Genomic DNA, 18,441 nt, shown 5'->3' with positions numbered 1-18,441 from the left:
GGCCCGCTACAAGGCCAGGCCTTCGGCCTCGGCAAATTCCGTCAGCTTCTGCCGGATCGAGACGCTGCCGCTTGGCGCGTCCAGCAACGGGCCGAGCATCGCCTCGGCTTTCTTGGCATCGAGATCGATCACCATCGCCTTGACCGGGCCGAGCGCGGTCGCCGACAGCGACAGCGAGCGATAGCCCATCGCGATCAGCGCCAGCGCGCCGATCGGCTTGGAGGCCATCTCGCCGCAGAGCGACAGCGACTTCTGCGCCGCATGGGACTTGCGGGCAATGTCGCGGAGCGCGCGCAGGATCGGCGCCGACATGGTGTCGAAGCGCTCGGAGACCTTGGCATTGCCGCGGTCGACCGCGAACAGGAACTGGAACAGATCGTTGGAGCCGACCGAGATGAAATCGACCTTCTTCAGCAGCTCGTCGAGCTGATACAGCAGCGCCGGCACCTCGACCATGGTGCCGATGTCGATGCGTTCGGGCAGCGTGTGGCCATGCTGGCGCAGATAGGTGAGCTCGCGCTCGACCAGCGCCTTCGCCGAATCGAACTCGGCGACCTCCGAGATCATCGGGAACATGATGCGCAGCGCGCGGCCGCCGCCGGCGCGCAGCAGCGCGCGGATCTGGCCGCGCAGCAGGCCGGGGCGGTCGAGCCCGAGCCGGATCGCGCGCCAGCCGAGCGCCGGATTTTCCTCGATCACCGCTTCCATATAGGGCAGCGCCTTGTCGCCGCCGATGTCGAGCGTGCGGAAGGTGACGGGCTTGGGGCCCGCCGCATCCAGCACGGTGCGATAGAGCGCGAGCTGGTCGCTGGTGCGCGGCAGGCTCTGGCCGACCATGAATTGCAGCTCGGTGCGGAACAGGCCGATGCCGGCGCTGCCGGTGTCCTCGATATGCGGCAGGTCGATGGCGAGACCTGCGTTGATCATCAGCTCGACCTTCTGGCCGTCCTTGGTGACGCAGGGCCGGTCGCGCAGCGCGAGGTACTGCGCCTGGCGGCGGGCGCGGAAGCGCACGCGCTCGGCGAAGGCCGCCTCGATCTCCTGCGAGGGGCGCACATAGATCGAGCCCGACGTGCCGTCGACGATGATGGCATCGCCGGGATCGGCGATTCCGGGCGCGTTCGGCACCTCGCCGACCGCAGGGATTCCGAGCGCGCGCGCCACGATCGAGACGTGCGAGTTGGCGGTGCCTTCCTCCAACACGATGCCGCGCAGGCGCTTGCGGTCGTAGTCGAGCAGCGCCGCCGGGCCCATCGCGCGGGCGATGACGATGGCGTTGTCGGGCAATTGTTCGCGTGACGGCGCGTGGTCCTGGCCGACCAGCTGCCGCATCAGGCGGTAGCCGAGGTCCTCGAGATCGTGCAGCCGGTCGCGCAAATAGGGATCGGTCGAGCGCAGCATGCGCGCGCGGGTGTCGGACTGCACGCGCTCGACGGCGGCTTCCGCCGTGAGGCCGGTCGCGACCGCCTCGTGCAGCTTGTGCGACCAGCCCTGGTCGTTGGCGAACATGCGGTAGGCTTCCAGCACCTCGCGGTGCTCGCCGCCCTCGGCGACGTCGCCGCGCTCCAGCATGCGGTCGAGATCGGCGCGCAGCTTGGCGAGCGCGGTGTCGAGCCGCTTGATTTCCTTCGGCAGGTCCTCGGCGATGTAGTCCTTGATGACGACGCGCGGCTCGTGCAGCACGACATGGCCGAGCGCGATGCCTTCCGACAGGATCGCGCCGACCTTCTGCGCCGAATGGCGGGCGGCAGGTTCTAGGCCCGGCTGGGCCAGCGCCGACAGCTCGCCGGAAGCGATCAGCTCGGCCAGCACCATCGCGGTGGTCTGCAGCGCCTCGAGCTCTTCCTCGACATAATTGCGCTTGGCGCGGTTCTGCACCACCAGCACGCCGAGCGTGTTGCCGGCGCGCAGGATCGGCACGCCGAGGAAGGAGTGGTAGATTTCTTCGCCTGTCTCGGGGCGGAACGAGAAGGCCGGATGGCTCTGAGCATCGCTGAGGTTGAGCGGCGTCGCCTCGCTGGCGACGAGACCGACCAGGCCCTCATGGGCGCTGAGCACGGTGTGATGCACAGCCTCGCGGTTGAGACCTTCGGTGGCGTAGAGCTCGAGCGTGTTGTCGACGCGCAGCACATAGACCGAGCACACCTCGGCCACCATGTTGGCGGCGATCAGCACCACGATCTTGTCCAGCCGCTCCTGGGCCGAGACCTGCTCCGCCATGGTTTCGCGGAGCCGTCTCAACAAGACGCGGGGACCTCCCGACGCGCTCCGCATGTACCCTCAGTCTCCTCCGTCAGCCGGGCCCGAAAGGGGCCCCGGCGGCTCGCCCGAAAATCCAGAAAAACAACGAATTTGCTCATCCGGCGCCGGCCCGGGTCCAAATCTTCTTCAGATTTGGCGCCTGAACCGAATCAGCACCGCCTCAACTGGGGCACAGTATGTGGCAGCCCACCCTGTTCGCCGTATAGCGAATTGGGGCTTGTTTTGCCAAGCAAAACGCCTGCCAGACGCGAAGGTGTGTACACCTTCGCGTTTGCTGCGACCGCTAAGAGAAAATTAGCCTAAGCCTGATCGAGGCCGTAGAGCGTGTGCAGGGTCCGCACCGCAAGCTCGGTATAGGCGGTGTCGATCAGAACCGAGAATTTGATCTCGGAGGTTGTGATGGCCCGGATGTTGATATTCCGTCCGGCGAGGGCCGAGAACGCCTGGGCGGCGACGCCGGCATGGCTGCGCATGCCGCTGCCGATTACCGATATCTTGGCGACGTCGGTGGCGGTATCGAGCCGGGCATAGCCGATCTTGCCCTTGGCGGCGGTAATCGTGTCCCTGGCGCGGGTGTAGTCGGCGGCCGGCACCGTGAAGGTGAGGTCGGTGGTCTTGCCGTCCTCGGAGACGCCCTGCACGATCATGTCGACATTGATGTTGGCATCCGCCAGCGGGCCGAAGATCGACGCGGCGACGCCCGGCTTGTCCTCGATCTGGCGCACCGAAATCTGGGCTTCGTCCTTCGAAAAGGCGATGCCGGTGACGACGTGGCTTTCCATGATCTCCTCCTCGCTGCAGATCAGCGTGCCGGGCGGCTGGTTGGCATGCGGGTCGATATCCTCGGGCTTGTCGAAGCTCGAGCGGACGAAGATCGGCATGTTGTGGACCATGCCGAGTTCCACCGAGCGAACCTGGAGCACTTTCGCGCCCTGCGAGGCCAGTTCCAGCATGTCTTCGAACGCGATCTTGTCGAGCCTCTTGGCCTTCGGCACGATTCGCGGGTCGGTGGTGTAGACGCCGTCGACGTCGGTGTAGATGTCGCAGCGGTCGGCCTTGACGGCGGCGGCGATCGCCACCGCCGAGGTGTCGGAGCCGCCACGGCCGAGCGTGGTGATCCGGTTCGTCTCGGGGTTGATGCCCTGGAAGCCGGCGATGACCGCGACTTCCTTGCGATCCCTAAAGCGCTTGATGATCTCGCCGCCGTCGATGTCCTCGATCCGGGCCGAGGCATGGGCGTCGCTGGTCTTGATCGGGATCTGCCAGCCCTGCCAGGAGCGGGCCTGGATACCCATGCTCTGGAGCACGATGGCGAGGAGGCCGGACGTCACCTGTTCGCCGGAGGCGACGACGGCGTCGTATTCGCGCGCATCGTGCATCGGCGAGGCCTCGGTGCACCAGGCCACCAGCTCGTTGGTTTTGCCCGACATCGCCGAGACGACCACGGCCACTTCGTGGCCGGCGTCGACCTCACGCTTCACATGGCGTGCGACGTTGCGGATGCGTTCGATGTTGGCGACGGATGTGCCGCCGAATTTCATCACGAGGCGGCTCATGACGACGCGTGCATTCCCTCATAAGGATCAGTATGGTGACCCGCACTGGACGGGCCTCGCGGACACCGACCGCGCGTATACATAGCGGCGGGGCCGGGGGCAAGCGGGTTCCTGCGGGGGCAGGCTCGAGGTCTGGCTTGGGGGTAATGGGTTAACCGGGATCATGGCGCGCTATATCGACGAGATTCTTCAGCCCGGCGAGAAGGTGCTGTATTCGACCAATGCGCACTGGATCTTCTATTTTCCGGCCATCGTGGCCTGGATCCTGGCCCTGGCGCTGTTCGTCCTGTCCCGGCAAACCATCGTCGAAGGGCTCGTCCTGCTCTGCCTTGTCGGCTCCGGCCTCGTGGCTTTGGCGGCCCTCTATTGGACCGTGAAGGGCTGGTTCCATCGCTTCACCACCGAGACCGACGTCACCAACCTCAGGGTTGTGCACAAGACCGGCTTCATCAAGCGCCGCACGTTCGAGATGGCGCTGGACAAGGTCGAGAGCGTCGACGTCGATCAGACGATTCTTGGACGAATTCTCAACTACGGCGACGTGACCATTCGCGGTGTCGGCGAGGGGATCGAGACGATCAGGACCATCGCCTCGCCGCTCGCCTTCCGTAGTTCGATCACCACGCGGTAGGACCGCGCGTAACCATGAGCATGCAGCAAAATACTTCCGCAACCGCAAGCGCCCCAACGGGCTCGACCGTCGACGCCGCCGAGATCGCGAAATTCTCAAAACTCTCGGCGGAGTGGTGGGACCCCAAGGGCAAGATGGCGCCGCTGCACCGGATCAACCCGCTGCGGCTCGGCTACATCCGCGACGCCGCCTGCCGCAAGTTCGAGCGCAACGTGCGCAGCCTCAACTGTCTCGGCGGCCTGCGCGTGCTCGACATCGGCTGTGGCGCCGGCCTGCTCTGTGAGCCGCTGTCACGGCTAGGGGCGCAGGTCATCGGCGTCGATCCCTCGCAGAGCAATATTGCGGCTGCAAAACTGCATGCCGACAAGAGCCATCTTGCGATCGACTACCGCTGCACCACGGTGGAGGAGATCGACCCGCGCGAGCGCTTCGACATCGTGCTGGCGATGGAGGTGGTCGAGCACGTCGTCGATGTCGGCGTTTTCCTCAAGCGCTGCGCCGCGATGCTGAAGCCGAACGGGCTGATGGTGGTCTCGACGCTGAACCGGAACTGGAAGAGCTTTGCGCTCGCCATCGTCGGCGCCGAATACGTCCTGCGCTGGCTGCCGCGCGGCACCCACGAATGGAACAAGTTCGTCACCCCGGACGAGCTGACGAAATACCTGCTCGACAACCGCCTCGTCATCACCGAGCAGACCGGCGTCGTCTACAGCCCCTTCGCCGACAAATGGACCCTCTCCTCCGACATGGACGTGAACTACATGGTGGTGGCGGAAGGGATGGTGTGAGGGCTGCCAGTTGCGGCTGAGGCGTTCGTAAGGGGCTCGCTCCAGCAACACCAGAGGTGTCGTCCCGGCGAAGGCCGGGACCCATACCCCCAGGGAGCGGTTGTCGCGCGGCGCTGGCAACCACGAGTCTTCGCCAAACCAAATCCTGTGGTTATGGGTCCCGGCCCCCCGTGCGCAATTGCGCACTAGGCCGGGACGACACTGAGTTTGTTGCGAGAGCATCGCACCCATGACATCCGCGTAATTGACCAGCCTCGACGCTGGCTGCAGGTTGGCTGCGGTCCTTCCCCGCTTTAACCCCCACCCGCTCCCCCATGCTCACCATCACCAGCCTCTGGATTCCCTTCACCGTCATTGCCGCGCTCGGGCAGGTCGCGCGCAATGCGATGCAGCGCTCGCTGACGAAGCCGCTGGGGACGTGGGGCGCGACCAATATCCGCTTCCTGTTTGGCTTTCCGTTCTCGCTGCTGTTTCTTGGCGTCGTGCTGGTCACGACCGGCGATCATCTCGGCATGCCGCCGTCGGTGTTCTGGCCCTGGTTGCTGTTAGGGGCGCTCAGCCAGATCGTCGCCACGGGCCTGATGCTGCTCGCGATGAACGACCGCTCCTTTGTGGTGACGACGGCTTACCTCAAGACCGAGGCGATCCAGACTGCGATCTTCGGCTTCGTCTTCCTCGGCGATCATCTCACCTTGCTGAAGGTACTGGCGATCGTGGTTGCGACCGTCGGCGTCGTCATCACGGCGCTGCGACCCGGCGGTGAGAAAAGCTTTGCCGAGCTGAAGCCGACTATTTTGGGGCTTGTGGCGGCCGCGGCGTTCGCGCTGTCCGCGGTCGGCTTCCGCGGCGCGATCATCACGGTGCCGAACGTGTCCTTCGTGACGGCGGCGTCCTTCACGCTGGTGCTGGGCCTGTTCGTGCAGACTCTGATTCTGACGATCTACCTGCTCTGGCGCGCGCCCAAGATCCTGCAGGCGATCCTTGGCCTGTGGAAGCCGTCGCTGTTCGCCGGCTTCATGGGCGCCTTCTCCTCACAGTTCTGGTTCCTGGCGTTCGCGCTGACCGCGGCCGCGAATGTCCGCACGCTCGCCCTCATCGAGGTGCTGTTCGCACAAGGCGTGGCGTACTACTCGTTCAAGCAGCCGATCGCGCCACGCGAGATCTTTGGCATCGCGCTGATCGTGGTCGGCGTGGCGGTGCTGGTGGGGGTGTAGTCGTCATTCCGGGGCGCCCGAAGGGCCAACCCGGACTCTCGAGATCCCCCGATGCGCAATTGCGCATCTGAGGCATGGTCCTGCGGACCATCCCGAGATGACGCGCTTCGCGCGTCAATTCCTGTCTTCCGGCAGCGTCGGCAGCGGTGAGACCTCGATACCTTCGTCGATCAGCGACTTGGCCTCTTCGGGCGAGGCCTCGCCGTAGATCGGGCGGTGCTCCTTGTCGCCATAATGCATCGCGCGGGCTTCGTTGGGGAAGCGCTCGCCGACATTGTCGGCGTTCTTGACGATGTGGTCGCGCAGCTCCTTGAGCTTGGCGCGCAGCTCGCGCTCCTGTGCCATCATCAGGGAGGTCGGTCCTGACGGTGCGGCCTCGGGCGTGGCGGTTGCGGCAGCGGGCTCCGGCGGAGGCGTGGCGGGCCCGCGGCCTTTCTTGCCGACGATGCGCGGGGCCATGATCGCCTTCTCGACCTTGGCCGAGCCGCAGATCGGGCAGGTCACGAGCTTGCGCTTCACCTGCGAATCGTAGGCCGACGAGCTCTGGAACCAGCTTTCGAATGCGTGGTTGCGGTCGCAGTGAAGCGCGTAGCGGATCATGCCGATCCCCGTACCAGATGCAGATGATCCGGCCCGGCCTTGGGGTCGGCGACGCCGAAGCGACGGCCGTGCTGGAGCGAGGGGATCGCGCGGCGGGCGGTCTCGACCTTGGCCGGATCGATCTTAGCCATGATGATGCCGGGCTCGACATCGCCTTCGGCGAGGATCTCGCCCCAGGGGTCGATGATCAGCGAGTGGCCATAGGTCTCGCGCTTGTTCTCGTGCAGGCCGGCCTGCGCGGCGGCGAAGATGAAGCAGCCGGTCTCGATCGCGCGCGAACGCAGCAGCACGTGCCAATGCGCCTCGCCGGTCTTGCGCGTGAAGGCCGAGGGCACGGTGATGAAGTACGCACCACTCTCGGCCAGCGCGCGGTAGAGCGCGGGGAAGCGCACGTCGTAGCAGATCGTCAGCCCGACCCGGCCCCAGGGCAGGTCGGAGATCACGGCGGTCTCGCCCGGCTGGTAATTGGCGGATTCGCGATAGCTCTCGCCGTCCGGCAGCTCGATGTCGAACATGTGGATCTTGTCGTAGCTCGCGAGCACATCGCCCTCGGGCCCGATCAGGAACGAGCGGTTGACCGCTTTTTCATCCGAGAAACGCAATGCCAGCGAGCCGACATGGATGTGGATCTTCAGCTCCGCCGCGAGCGCGCGATAAGCCCTCAGCGAGGTGTCGTTCTCTTCGCTCTGGAGGTGCTCGAACAGCGCCTTGCGGTTGAGCTGCATCATGTTGCTGACTTCGGGCGTCTGCACGTAGTCGGCGCCGTTGGCCGCAGCCTGCCGGATCAGCCTGGTGGCCTGCGCGAGGCTGGGCTCGGGCATCAGGCCGGTGCGCATCTGCACCATCGCGGCGGTGAAGGTCCTGTTGTCGCTCATGATTCAGCCTTCACGCTTTCGAGCATGCCGTCGAGCTTGCCCTCGCGGTCGAGCGCGTAGAGGTCGTCGCAGCCGCCGACATGGCTGCCGCCGATCCAGATCTGCGGGAAGGTCGAGCCCTCGCCGGCGCGGTCGTACATCTCGTCGCGCCAGGACGGGTTCTTGGCGACGTCGAACTCCGCGAAGGTCGCCTTCTTGCGGGTCAGCAGCGATTTGGCCGCGGAACAATAGCCGCAGCCCGGCCTGGTGTAGATCTCGACAGCAGCGGTCATGTCGTCTGGCGCTCTCATGTCATGAATTCATTGAATTATATGGGACTTTACCGGGTCTCCACAACCCGGGCAAAGACCAGCACGTCCACCTGGGCCGCTTTGGCCCGCAGCAAGGCACGGGCGCAGGCCTCCAGCGTCGCCCCAGACGTCAGGACGTCGTCGATCAGGACGATACGGCGGCCCTGCACCTCGGCCTGACGGTCGGGGGATACCTGGAATGCGCCCTGCACATTGGTGGCGCGCTGGGCCCGCGACAGGCCGATCTGCTGCTCGGTGGCGCGCACCCGGCGCAGCACCTCGCCGCGGACCTTGACGCCGCTCTGCCGCTCGATGCTTCGCGCCAGCGCTCCGGACTGGTTGTAGCGTCGCCGCCAGGCCCTTCGCCAATGCAAGGGCACGGGAATCAGCATGTCGGCCCCGGTGAGCAGCTCGCCGCCCGCACGCGCCATCCAGCGGCCCATGGCGGGCGCCAGATCGGTGCGGTCCTGGTATTTCAGCGCATGCACCAGCGTGCGCGCAACGTCGTCATAACGCACGGCTGCTCGCGCGCGCTGGTAGGCCGGCGGGCTCGCGATCGCCTCCATCGACAGCATGTCCGGGCCGGGGTCATAGACGAAGGGGATGCCAAGGCGCGGGCAATAGGGCCGTTCAATGAACGACAGTCGCGCCCAGCAGGCCGCGCAAGCGCCCTCGCCATCGACCGGCTCACGGCAGGACACGCACAAGGTCGGCAGCGCAATGTCGAGCGTCAGCCGTGCCGCGCGCGCCAGCGCGTGACGGCCGGCCGTCCATGCGGCACGCAGAGGGGCAGTGATGGAACGGGAAGGGGCGGCGTCGGCTTCCATGGGGGAAGGCTAGCGTTACGTCGGCGTGGGCTCAAGCCACGCTCTCGTGCCCCGGACGCAGCGCAACGCGCCGAGTGCTCCGATGCATGGGACCCGGCTCTGCGCAGCAGCGCTAAGAGCGCTGCTGCGCAGAGCCGGGTCACGAGAGCGATTGCCAGAAGGAGCTTGATCGGCGTAACCAGCGGCATGGCTCAGACCCCGCAAACCCCGCCCGCTTTGTTCGATCGTGCCTTGCTGCACGCGCGGCAGCGCCGTGCGCAGGCACAAGGCGCGGTGAGCTTCCTGCTCGATCGCGTCGCCGAGGACATGTCCGACCGGCTCGCCGCGGTGATGCGGGAGTTTCACGCTCCGGCCGATCTCTGGACGCCCGGTGAGGGCCTCGCCGCCTTGCGCGCGCGGCTGCCGTCACTTCAGCGGATTGCACTTGGCGAAACCGGCGAGGAGAAGCTGCCCTTCACGCCCGACAGCCTCGATCTCGTCGTCTCGGCGCTTGCGCTGCAATTCGTCAACGACCTGCCGGGCGTGCTGGCGCAGGTCCGTCGTGCGCTGAAGCCGGATGGCTTGCTGCTGGCCGCGATGATCGGCGGTGATAGCCTGACCGAGCTGCGGCAGGCTTTTGCTGCCGCCGAAGCCGAATGCGAGGGCGGGGTGTCTCCGCGCGTCGTGCCGTTCGCCGATCTGCGCGACATCGGCGCGCTGTTGCAGCGTGCGGGCTTTGCGCTGCCGGTCACTGACGTCGATCGCGTCGTGGTGCGCTATGCCAATGCCTTTGTGCTGATGCAGGATATCAGGCGCATGGGCGCGGCCAATGTGCTGATCGAACGCCGCCGCACGCCGAGCCGGCGCGCGACGCTGCTGCGGATGGCCGAAATCTATGCCGAGCGCTTCGCCGATGCCGACGGCCGCATCCGCGCGACGTTCGACATCATCTGGCTCTCCGGCTGGGCCCCGCATGCAAGCCAGCAGCAGCCGCTCAAGCCGGGGTCGGCGAAGGCGAGTCTGGCGGAGGCGGTGAAGAAGGCGGGGGAGAGCTGAATCGTTTTCTCCGTCATTGCCGAGACCGCCGCCCAAGAATTCGATGTCGTCCCGGCGAAGGCCGGGACCCATAACCACAGGAAGTAGTTGTTGTCACGACTCGGAGTGACTACTTCCTCGACAACATGACCCTGTGGTTATGGGTCCCGGATCTGCGCGCGCTTTGGGCGCGCTTGTCCGGGACGACAATGGAGATTGAGACGCGCTGAGCGCCTCGACCTCACATCAGCAAATCAATCAAATGCGGGATCAGCGGAATGTCCGCGGGCGGCATCGGGTAGTCGCGCAGCTTGTTGGCACGGACCCAGGCGAGAGTCTGGCCCTCGCGTGCGGTGACCATCCCCTCCCAGCGCCGGCAGATATAGAGCGGCATCAACAGGTGGAAGGTCTCGTAGCCGTAACTCGCGAAGGTCAGCGGCGCCAGGCACGGCTCGGCGACGGTAATGCCGAGCTCTTCATGCAGCTCGCGGATCAGGCTCTGCTCCGGCCGCTCGCCGGGCTCGAGCTTGCCACCGGGAAATTCCCAGAGGCCGGCCAGCGACTTGCCTTCGGGGCGCTGCGCGATCAGGACGCGCTTGTCGGCGTCGACAAGCGCGCAGGCCACCACCAGTGTGAGCTTGAGAGTGGTCATGGAGACTATGACCTGTAATCCCCGTTGATCGCGACATACTCCTTGGTGAGGTCGCAGGTCATGACGCGGTCGCGGCCCTTGCCGAGGCCGAGCGAGACCTTGATCGCGATTTCCGGCGCCTTCATCGCCTCCGACACCTGCGCTTCGTCGTAGTCAGGATCGCGCGCGCCGCTCTTGGCGACGCGGATGCCGTTGAAGGAGATCGAGAGCTTGTCGCGATCGGCCGGCTCGCCGGCCTTGCCGACGGCCATCACCACGCGGCCCCAGTTGGCGTCCTCGCCGGCGATCGCGGTCTTCACCAGCGGCGAGTTCGCAATCGACATCGCGATCTTGCGCGCCGACGCCTTGGTCTTGGCGCCTTCGACCGTGATCTCGACCAGCTTGCGCGCGCCTTCGCCGTCGCGGGCAACCTGCTCGGCGAGGTTGGCGAGCACCTGGTTGAAGGCCTTGACGAAGGCCTTCAACCTGGGATCGCTGGCGCGGCTGATTTTGGGCGCGCCGTGCTCGGCGGCAGCGCCCGTCGCGAAGGCCAGCAGCGTGTCCGAGGTCGAGGTGTCGCCGTCGATCGTCACCGCGTTGAAGGTGTCCTCGACGCCGCTCTTGAGCAGCGCCTGCAGGGCGGCCGGCGCGATCGGCGCGTCGGTGAAGATGAACGACAGCATCGTCGCCATGTCGGGCGCGATCATGCCGGCGCCCTTGGCCATGCCGTTGATTGTGACCTTGGCCTTGCCGAGCTTGACGGTCGCGGTCGCGACCTTGGGGAAGGTGTCGGTGGTCATGATCGCCTTGGCCGCGGCGAGATAGTCGCCGGGCTCGGCGGTCTCGGCCAGCCGGCCCAGCACGCCGTCGAACTTGGTCGCGTCCAGCGGCTCGCCGATCACGCCGGTCGAGGCCAGGAAGATCTCGCTCTCGCTGCACCCGACGGCCTTGGCCGCGATCTTGGCGGTCAGCGCGGTGGAGCTGCGCCCGGTCTTGCCGGTGAAGGCGTTGGCATTGCCGGAATTGACGACCAGGGCGCGCGCCTTGCCGCCCTTCAGCTTGGCGCGGCACCATTCCACCGGCGCGGACGGGCATTTCGACCTGGTGAAGACGCCGGCTACCGCGGTGCCCTTGTCCATCACCGCCAGCAGTACGTCGGTGCGGTTCTTGTAGCGGATGCCGGCCTCGGCCGTCGCAAGGCGGACGCCCGCGATCACGGGCATGTCGGGAACGTGTTTCGGGGCGAGGGGAGAGACGGAGGAGGACATCGCGGGGCGCCTTGGTGAGGTCTGGATATGCAGATGGCCGGGCATTTGCCCGGCCATCTCGACGTTAGATACTATTGGCGTCCGTGAAGTGACAGCGAATTCTTACTTCTTCGCAGGGGGCGCCATCTTGCTGTCGGAGGGCTTGGCCGCGTCGGCCGGCTTCGCGTCCGCCGCCGGCTGGTCCAGCCGCTCGACCTTGGCTTCCGTGCGCAGTTTGGCGACGTAGTCGGCCTGGGCCTTGCGGGTGACGTACTGCTCGATCTGGGCCTTGACCTGCTCGAAGTCCGGCGCCTTGCGGCTGCGCTTTTCCTCGACCTTGATGATGTGCCAGCCGAACTGCGACTTCACGGGGTCGGAGATCTTGCCCGGCTCCAGCGCGAAGGCCACCGTCGAGAATTCCGGCACCATCTGCTCCTTGGTGAAGAAGCCGAGGTCGCCGCCGTCGGCGGAGCCCGGATCCTTCGACTTCTTCTTGGCGAGCTCGGCGAAATCGGCGCCCTTGTCGAGCTCGGCCTTCACCGCCTTGGCCTCGTCCTCGGTCTCGACCAGGATGTGGCGGGCGCGCACCTCCTGCTCGCCGGTGATCTGCTTGGAGGCCTCCTCGTAGACCTTCTTCATGGCGTCGGGGGTGGTGGCGGCCTTGCCCTCGTTGGCGAGCAGGCTGTCCATCAGGAGGCGGTTGCGGGCGAACGCCAGGCGCTTCTTGAACTCCTCGCCGTCGGCGACCTTCTTGTCTTCGGCAGCCTTGCTGACGATTTTCATGTCGATCAGGAAGGACAGGACGTTCTCGTCCTTGGTCGCCGGGTCCATCTGGGCAAGGCTCGGCCCGAGTTCCTCCTCGGCCATGGCCACGTCGCTCTTCTTGATTTCCGCGCCATTGACCTTCGCCAGGACCGGATCGTCGGCAGCCCGGCCGGGACCCGCGATCAGCGCCAGCGCAAGGCAGCCCACGAGGGCGGTGGCAAGCCCGAAGCGCAGGCCGGTTTTGGTTACCGGGAACGAGGTGGTCATGGAAAATCCTTATGTTGAAGCAGGGGGCTGCTCGAGCGGGGCGGACACTCGCCCAATTCAGGGGGGCTTGGCAACGCGAAAAGTCTGTCAAAATGATGAATTAGCCGCAATGCGCCCGCCGTTGACAAGGCCCTGACCGGGCCATATCTCTGCCCGGTCGCGACCATGGCGATGGCGTTTATTTTGCTGCGTTTTTGGCCGTTGAACCGAGACTTGCCCAATTCCCACCCATATGGCGGATGACCCCCGCAGTCCGGGCTCTGGCGCCATCAGGCGTCACGGTGAGTTGATAGGCAGGCGGGTGACAACTTCTTGGCTGCAACGCGGTTAAATCGCGAACACAGGAACTAGGCATGATCGGCGCGCTCGCCCGCAAATTTTTCGGCTCCGCCAACGACCGGCGGGTGAAGGGATATCAGTCCCGCGTCAACGCGATCAACGCGCTGGAGCCCGAGCTCATCAAGCTCTCCGACGAGGAGCTCAAGGCCCGCACCGCGGACTTCAAGAAGCAGCTCGCCGAGGGCAAGACCTTGGACGATCTGCTGGTGCCCGCCTTCGCCACCGTGCGTGAGGCCGCCAAGCGCACGCTCGGCCAGCGCCATTTCGACGTCCAGCTCATCGGCGGCATGGTGCTGCACGAGGGCGACATCGCCGAGATGAAGACCGGCGAAGGCAAGACGCTGGTGGCGACGCTGGCGGTCTATCTCAACGCGCTCGCCGGCAAGGGCATCCACGTCGTCACGGTCAACGACTATCTCGCCCGCCGCGACTCCGGCTGGATGGGCCAGATCTACAGCTTCCTCGGCATGACCACCGGCGTGATCGTCCATGGTCTCGACGATGCCGAGCGCAAGGCGGCCTATGCGTGCGACATCACCTACGGCACCAACAACGAATACGGCTTCGACTATCTGCGCGACAACATGAAGTACCGGCTCGAGGACATGGTCCAGCGACCGCACTTCTACGCGATCGTCGACGAAGTCGACTCCATCCTGATCGACGAGGCGCGCACGCCGCTGATCATCTCCGGTCCGCTCGACGACCGCTCCGACTTCTACAACACCATCGATGGGTTCCTGCCCAAGCTCGACAAGACCGACTACGACGTCGACGAGAAGCAGCGCACGGTGACGCTGACCGAAGCCGGCATGGAGAAGATCGAGACGCTGCTGCGCGACGCCGGCCAGCTCAAGGGCGAGTCGCTCTACGACGTCGAGAACGTCTCCGTCGTGCATCACATCAACCAGGCGCTGCGCGCCCACACGCTGTTCACTCGCGACAAGGACTACATCGTCCGCGACGACGAGGTCGTCATCATCGACGAGTTCACCGGCCGCATGATGGCCGGCCGGCGCTATTCGGAAGGCCTGCATCAGGCGCTGGAAGCCAAGGAGCACGTCCAGGTTCAGCCCGAGAACCAGACGCTGGCCTCGATCACGTTCCAGAATTACTTCCGCATGTACGAGAAGCTTGCGGGCATGACCGGTACGGCGTTGACCGAAGCCGACGAACTCTTCGACATTTACAAGCTCGAAGTCGTCGAGATCCCGACCAACGTGCCGGTCGGCCGCCTGGATGAGGACGACGAGGTCTATCGCACCCACCAGGAAAAATATTCGGCCATCCTCGCCGAGATCGAGCGCGCCAATTCGCGGCTGCAGCCGGTGCTGGTCGGCACGGCGTCGATCGAGAAGTCGGAAGTGCTCGCCGAGTTCCTCAAGAAGAACGGCTACAAGCAGATCGATTTCGGCAAGGAGAACGCGCTCGACAAGCTTTACGCAGCGGCCCGCGCGGGCAAGCCGGCAAAGCTGTTTGCGGTGCTGAACGCGCGCTTCCACGAGCAGGAAGCCTATATCGTCGCCGAAGCCGGCGTTCCCGGCGCGATCACGATCGCGACCAACATGGCCGGCCGCGGCACCGACATCAAGCTCGGCGGCTCGCTCGATATGCGCATCCCGAAGGAGACCGCGGGCATCGAGGACGAGGCCGAGAAGGCCAGGAAGATCGAGCAGATCAAGGCCGACGTCGAGCGCTTCCGCGAGATCGTGCTGAAGGCGGAAGAGGTCGTCGAGATCGAGCCGGCGAAGGGCTCAAAGCCGGCCAAGACCGTGACGAAGCCGGGTGGCCTCTACATCATGGGCTCCGAGCGTCACGAATCCCGCCGCATCGACAACCAGCTGCGCGGCCGTTCCGGCCGTCAGGGCGACCCCGGCCGCTCAAAGTTCTTCCTGTCGCTGGAAGACGATCTGATGCGCATCTTCGGCTCGGATCGCCTCGACAGCATGCTCCAGCGTCTCGGCCTGCAAGAGGGCGAGGCCATCATCCATCCCTGGATCAACAAGGCCCTGGAGAAGGCGCAGCAGAAGGTCGAGGCCCGCAACTTCGACATCCGCAAGAACCTGCTCAAGTTCGACAACGTCCAGAACGACCAGCGCAAGGTGATCTTCGACCAGCGCGTCGACCTGATGAAGGACGACAGCGTCGCCGAGACCGTCACCGACATGCGCCATGCCTTCATCGACGACCTCGTCGCCAAGCACGTGCCCGAGCATGCCTATGCCGAGCAGTGGGACGTCGCCGGCCTCAAGGAAGAGCTCAAGCGCGTGCTCGATCTCGACCTGCCGGTCGATGAATGGGCCAAGGAAGAGGGCATCGCCGACGAGGAGCTGCTCAACCGCATCGAGACCCGCGCCGACGAGCACATGGCCGCCAAGGTCGCGCAATGGGGCCCCGACGTGATGCGTTACGTCGAGAAGACCATCTTGCTCCAGACGCTCGACCATCTCTGGCGCGAGCACCTGATCATGCTGGACCATCTGCGCCAGGTCATCGGCTTGCGTGGCTACGGCCAGCGCGATCCGCTCCAGGAGTACAAGACCGAGGCCTTCAATCTCTTCCAGGAGATGAGCGCGCACCTGCGCGAGGCCGTCACCGCGCAACTGATGCGCGTCGAGATCGTCCCGCCGGAGCAGGAAGCCCCGGTGCTGCCGCCGATGGAAGCGCACAAGTTCGACCCCAACACCGGCGAGGACGAGATGGCGCTCGCCAGCGTCACGCTCGGCGCGCCGGCCTCCGACGCCGCCCAGCGCGATCCGAAGAACCCGGCCTCCTGGGGCAAGATCGGACGCAACGAGGACTGCCCGTGCGGCTCGGGCAAGAAGTACAAGCACTGCCACGGGCGGTATGCGTAAGGCCTGAATGTACTTGTGAGGCGCAACACCGGCGCCTCAATCTCCACTGTCGTCGCCCGGCTTGACCGGGCGACCCAGTACGCCGCGGCTTCTCGGTTCAATCACCATTGTTTCTGGAATACTGGATCGCGCGGGCGATGACGGTTGAGTATGTAGCGCTCAACTAGTCCCACATCGTCGTCCTGGCGAAAGCCAGGACCCATTACCCCAGGGAGAAGTCGCGGCGCGACGCTGGCAACCACGAGTCTTCGTCAAGCCTGCTCTTGGGGTAATGGGTCCTGGATCTGCGCTCGCTCGAGACAACGCTGCGCGTTGTCGGGAGCTGCGCTTGTCCAGGACGACGATGGAATTGAATTGCGCGCCGACTCAATTCGAGCTGTCGATCAAGCTCTCCAGCAGCCGCTTCAATTCGCTCGTCGACTTGTCGCCGTAGCTCTCCAGGATGTGCTCCTCCTGGTCGACCGCGAGCGAGTTGAGCTTCTTGCACAGCACCTTGCCGCGGTCGGAGATGAACATCAGGACCTTGCGGCGGTCGTTCGGGTCCTGCACGCGATAGACCAGCGTGTCGGAGACCATGCGGTCGATCATCTTGGTCAGCGTCGGATGGTTGAGCAGCACGGCGTCCGCAAGCTCGCCCATCGAATGGCCGTTGCCGTCCGACAGGACCTTCAGGATGCGCCATTGCTCGACGGGAACACCTTCCTTGCTCAAGCGCAGTTCCAGCTGCCGGTTGATCTCCCGGTTGGCCTGCGCGAGCAGGTAGGCGAGGTGTTCGGTGATCGGAGAGTTTTCTTTCGACGGTTTTGCCACGGCTAAGACTTCGTCTTGACCCAAATGAGTGAATGTCTTGCAATCAATGCTGCATCTATATGCACTTCAATTCTTGAATATTCAATATTTTCAAAATAGGATCATTGCCCAACAAAAGGGCGGAAGCCGCGGCCGCCTGCTCAATGTGCTTTCAGGTCTGGTGCCAGACAGGAGTTGGCGTGCGCGCGACGGTAAACTTCCCGGCTCACGGCGGCCCGGCGTTGCCGCCGTCTTTGCTGTTCAGGAATCTGTCGTCGTCGGCGGCCGACTTCGACCTGTCTCCGGTTGACGCGCATTTCATGAAGCGCCGCGGCGCACGCAACAAGCTGCGCATCGGCAATTTCCTCACCTTCACCGGCTCGCCCGGGATCTGGGGCCCGACCTCCACCAACAGCGCGATGCTGGCGGTCGCCGAGATCAACAAGCGCGGCGGCATTTTGGGCCGCGAGCTGGAGCTGTCGATCTACGATTCTGGCGGCCCGATCGACGAGGTGGTGCAGCGCGCCGAGCAGGCGATCGCCTTCGACGAGGTCGACCTCATCATGGGGTCGCATATCAGCGCCGTCCGCGTCGCGCTGCGCAAGGTCACCGGCAACCGCATCCCCTACATCTATACGCCGGTCTATGAGGGCGGCGAGCGCACGCCGGGCGTGATGGCGATCGGCGAGACGCCGCGCTGGCAGAGCCGGCCGTCGATCCACTGGCTGGCCGACGTCAAGAAGGCGGCGCGCTGGTACCTGATCGGCAGCGATTACGTCTGGCCCTGGCAGTCGCATCGCGCGGTCAAGCGCTACATCAAGGAAGCCGGCGGCCAGGTCGTCGGCGAGGAGTTCGTCCCCGTCGGCGAGGACAATCACGAGCCGCATCTGGCGCGCATCCGCGCCGCCAAGCCTGACGTGGTGCTGATCTCGCTGATCGGCACCGACAGCATCACCTTCAATCGCGCCTTCGCCGAGGCTGGCCTCGCCACCGCGACGCTGCGGCTCGCGGGTGCGATGGACGAAACCGTGCTGCTCGGCATCGGTGCCGATAACACCGAGAATTTGTTCTGCGCCTCCGGCTATTTCAACTGCATGGCCTCGCGCGCCAATGACGAGTTCCTCGGCGGCTATCAGGCCATGTTCGGCCCGCACGCGCCGCCCGTCGGTTCCGTCGGCCAGTCGAATTACGAGGGGCTGCGGTTCCTGGAGTCCGTGGCCAACCGTGCCGGCTCCCTCGCCTTGCATCCGCTGCTGAAGGCGGCGCGCAACACCGTTTATTCGGCGGGCCGCGGACCCGTCACCATCCGCGATGGCCGCGCCGAGATGCCGATGTATCTCGCCGAGGCGGACGGTCTCGACTTCAAGCTCATCAAGACGCTCTGACATCGGTCGCTCGTCTGTCGCGGCGGATTTTCGAAATAATACTTGAAAAGGAAAATATTTCCGTCTGTAATATCGAGGCGAAGCCGATTGGCCCGCGCTGTGCAAG

The 18,441-nt window shown here is 65.2% G+C and carries 16 protein-coding genes; 6 read left to right on the top strand and 10 right to left on the bottom strand.

All coding sequences use genetic code 11. From position 1 onward, the window contains the following. Positions 1-6: 6 nt before the first annotated feature. Both ptsP and E4K65_RS15550 read right to left on the bottom strand, forming a co-directional pair. Positions 7-2,274: a phosphoenolpyruvate--protein phosphotransferase gene (gene ptsP, locus E4K65_RS15555; RefSeq protein WP_135174920.1), complete on the bottom strand. Its 2,268-nt coding sequence runs from the start codon at positions 2,272-2,274 to the stop codon at positions 7-9. A gap of 287 nt (positions 2,275-2,561) precedes the next feature. After that, the gene (locus E4K65_RS15550) at positions 2,562-3,818 is read right to left on the bottom strand and encodes an aspartate kinase (RefSeq protein ID WP_135174919.1); all 1,257 of its coding nucleotides are present in this window, start codon (positions 3,816-3,818) and stop codon (positions 2,562-2,564) included. 163 nt (positions 3,819-3,981) lie between these two features. On the opposite strand from E4K65_RS15550, the gene E4K65_RS15545 reads away from it, so the two are divergent. From E4K65_RS15545 to E4K65_RS15535, 3 genes are all read left to right on the top strand, one after another. After that, complete coding sequence (locus tag E4K65_RS15545; RefSeq protein WP_135174918.1) at positions 3,982-4,449, top strand: PH domain-containing protein; 468 nt, start codon at positions 3,982-3,984, stop codon at positions 4,447-4,449. A gap of 14 nt (positions 4,450-4,463) precedes the next feature. Next, the gene (ubiG, locus tag E4K65_RS15540; protein WP_167770837.1) at positions 4,464-5,237 is read left to right on the top strand and encodes a bifunctional 2-polyprenyl-6-hydroxyphenol methylase/3-demethylubiquinol 3-O-methyltransferase UbiG; all 774 of its coding nucleotides are present in this window, start codon (positions 4,464-4,466) and stop codon (positions 5,235-5,237) included. 314 nt (positions 5,238-5,551) lie between these two features. Further along, entirely contained in the window at positions 5,552-6,451 is a 900-nt protein-coding gene (locus E4K65_RS15535; RefSeq protein WP_135174917.1) for an EamA family transporter, read from the top strand. Between the two features lie 114 nt (positions 6,452-6,565). Here E4K65_RS15535 and E4K65_RS15530 read toward each other — a convergent pair whose 3' ends face one another. Genes E4K65_RS15530 through E4K65_RS15515 form a run of 4 tightly spaced genes read right to left on the bottom strand, consistent with a single transcriptional unit; the run spans position 6,566 to position 9,043 of the window. After that, entirely contained in the window at positions 6,566-7,051 is a 486-nt protein-coding gene (locus E4K65_RS15530) for a DUF1178 family protein (protein WP_135174916.1), read from the bottom strand. Then, positions 7,048-7,926 (bottom strand): carbon-nitrogen hydrolase family protein, encoded by an 879-nt coding sequence (locus tag E4K65_RS15525; RefSeq protein ID WP_135174915.1) that lies wholly within the window; start codon positions 7,924-7,926, stop codon positions 7,048-7,050. The genes E4K65_RS15530 and E4K65_RS15525 overlap by 4 nt, the downstream gene beginning before the upstream one ends. Continuing rightward, the gene (gene grxC, locus E4K65_RS15520) at positions 7,923-8,198 is read right to left on the bottom strand and encodes a glutaredoxin 3 (protein WP_135175013.1); all 276 of its coding nucleotides are present in this window, start codon (positions 8,196-8,198) and stop codon (positions 7,923-7,925) included. Before grxC ends, E4K65_RS15525 begins: the two co-directional genes overlap by 4 nt. Before the next feature lie 47 nt (positions 8,199-8,245). Continuing rightward, on the bottom strand, positions 8,246-9,043 hold the full coding sequence (locus E4K65_RS15515; protein WP_135174914.1) for a ComF family protein: 798 nt from the start codon (positions 9,041-9,043) through the stop codon (positions 8,246-8,248). A 186-nt stretch (positions 9,044-9,229) separates the two neighbouring features. Here E4K65_RS15515 and E4K65_RS15510 point away from each other — a divergent pair, with 186 nt between their 5' ends. After that, on the top strand, positions 9,230-10,078 hold the full coding sequence (locus E4K65_RS15510) for a methyltransferase domain-containing protein (RefSeq protein WP_135174913.1): 849 nt from the start codon (positions 9,230-9,232) through the stop codon (positions 10,076-10,078). Between the two features lie 220 nt (positions 10,079-10,298). Here the strand turns inward: E4K65_RS15510 and mutT are convergent, their stop codons facing one another. The 3 genes from mutT to E4K65_RS15495 all read right to left on the bottom strand — a co-directional run bounded on the left by mutT (position 10,299) and on the right by E4K65_RS15495 (position 12,967). Continuing rightward, complete coding sequence (gene mutT / locus E4K65_RS15505; protein WP_135174912.1) at positions 10,299-10,709, bottom strand: 8-oxo-dGTP diphosphatase MutT; 411 nt, start codon at positions 10,707-10,709, stop codon at positions 10,299-10,301. A 5-nt stretch (positions 10,710-10,714) separates the two neighbouring features. Then, on the bottom strand, positions 10,715-11,956 hold the full coding sequence (gene argJ, locus E4K65_RS15500; protein WP_135174911.1) for a bifunctional glutamate N-acetyltransferase/amino-acid acetyltransferase ArgJ: 1,242 nt from the start codon (positions 11,954-11,956) through the stop codon (positions 10,715-10,717). Positions 11,957-12,058: 102 nt separating this feature from the next. Continuing rightward, positions 12,059-12,967, bottom strand: coding sequence for a peptidylprolyl isomerase (locus tag E4K65_RS15495; RefSeq protein WP_135174910.1), 909 nt, complete (start codon positions 12,965-12,967; stop codon positions 12,059-12,061). A 353-nt stretch (positions 12,968-13,320) separates the two neighbouring features. Here E4K65_RS15495 and secA point away from each other — a divergent pair, with 353 nt between their 5' ends. Then, positions 13,321-16,161, top strand: a complete 2,841-nt coding sequence (secA, locus tag E4K65_RS15490; protein WP_135174909.1) for a preprotein translocase subunit SecA — start codon at positions 13,321-13,323, stop codon at positions 16,159-16,161. Between the two features lie 366 nt (positions 16,162-16,527). Here the strand turns inward: secA and E4K65_RS15485 are convergent, their stop codons facing one another. Continuing rightward, positions 16,528-16,971, bottom strand: a complete 444-nt coding sequence (locus E4K65_RS15485) for a MarR family winged helix-turn-helix transcriptional regulator (protein WP_025576502.1) — start codon at positions 16,969-16,971, stop codon at positions 16,528-16,530. Between the two features lie 179 nt (positions 16,972-17,150). On the opposite strand from E4K65_RS15485, the gene E4K65_RS15480 reads away from it, so the two are divergent. After that, positions 17,151-18,335, top strand: a complete 1,185-nt coding sequence (locus tag E4K65_RS15480) for a substrate-binding domain-containing protein (protein WP_167770836.1) — start codon at positions 17,151-17,153, stop codon at positions 18,333-18,335. Positions 18,336-18,441 lie beyond the last annotated feature (106 nt).

This window comes from Bradyrhizobium niftali, assembly GCF_004571025.1.
In the GTDB taxonomy this organism is placed as follows: Bacteria; Pseudomonadota; Alphaproteobacteria; order Rhizobiales; family Xanthobacteraceae; genus Bradyrhizobium; species Bradyrhizobium niftali.
This window is presented reverse-complemented; position numbering and strand designations above follow the sequence as displayed.

What these genes read in the sequence shown, in the direction of transcription:
- mutT (WP_135174912.1), bottom strand. Translation starts at nt 10,709, where the DNA reads ATGACCACTCTCAAGCTCACACTGGTGGTGGCCTGCGCGCTTGTCGAC.
- ubiG (WP_167770837.1), top strand. Translation starts at nt 4,464, where the DNA reads ATGAGCATGCAGCAAAATACTTCCGCAACCGCAAGCGCCCCAACGGGC.
- grxC (WP_135175013.1), bottom strand. Translation starts at nt 8,198, where the DNA reads ATGACCGCTGCTGTCGAGATCTACACCAGGCCGGGCTGCGGCTATTGT.
- ptsP (WP_135174920.1), bottom strand. Translation starts at nt 2,274, where the DNA reads ATGCGGAGCGCGTCGGGAGGTCCCCGCGTCTTGTTGAGACGGCTCCGC.
- secA (WP_135174909.1), top strand. Translation starts at nt 13,321, where the DNA reads ATGATCGGCGCGCTCGCCCGCAAATTTTTCGGCTCCGCCAACGACCGG.
- E4K65_RS15545 (WP_135174918.1), top strand. Translation starts at nt 3,982, where the DNA reads ATGGCGCGCTATATCGACGAGATTCTTCAGCCCGGCGAGAAGGTGCTG.
- E4K65_RS15525 (WP_135174915.1), bottom strand. Translation starts at nt 7,926, where the DNA reads ATGAGCGACAACAGGACCTTCACCGCCGCGATGGTGCAGATGCGCACC.
- E4K65_RS15495 (WP_135174910.1), bottom strand. Translation starts at nt 12,967, where the DNA reads ATGACCACCTCGTTCCCGGTAACCAAAACCGGCCTGCGCTTCGGGCTT.
- E4K65_RS15515 (WP_135174914.1), bottom strand. Translation starts at nt 9,043, where the DNA reads ATGGAAGCCGACGCCGCCCCTTCCCGTTCCATCACTGCCCCTCTGCGT.
- E4K65_RS15530 (WP_135174916.1), bottom strand. Translation starts at nt 7,051, where the DNA reads ATGATCCGCTACGCGCTTCACTGCGACCGCAACCACGCATTCGAAAGC.
- E4K65_RS15535 (WP_135174917.1), top strand. Translation starts at nt 5,552, where the DNA reads ATGCTCACCATCACCAGCCTCTGGATTCCCTTCACCGTCATTGCCGCG.
- E4K65_RS15510 (WP_135174913.1), top strand. Translation starts at nt 9,230, where the DNA reads ATGGCTCAGACCCCGCAAACCCCGCCCGCTTTGTTCGATCGTGCCTTG.
- E4K65_RS15550 (WP_135174919.1), bottom strand. Translation starts at nt 3,818, where the DNA reads ATGAGCCGCCTCGTGATGAAATTCGGCGGCACATCCGTCGCCAACATC.
- argJ (WP_135174911.1), bottom strand. Translation starts at nt 11,956, where the DNA reads ATGTCCTCCTCCGTCTCTCCCCTCGCCCCGAAACACGTTCCCGACATG.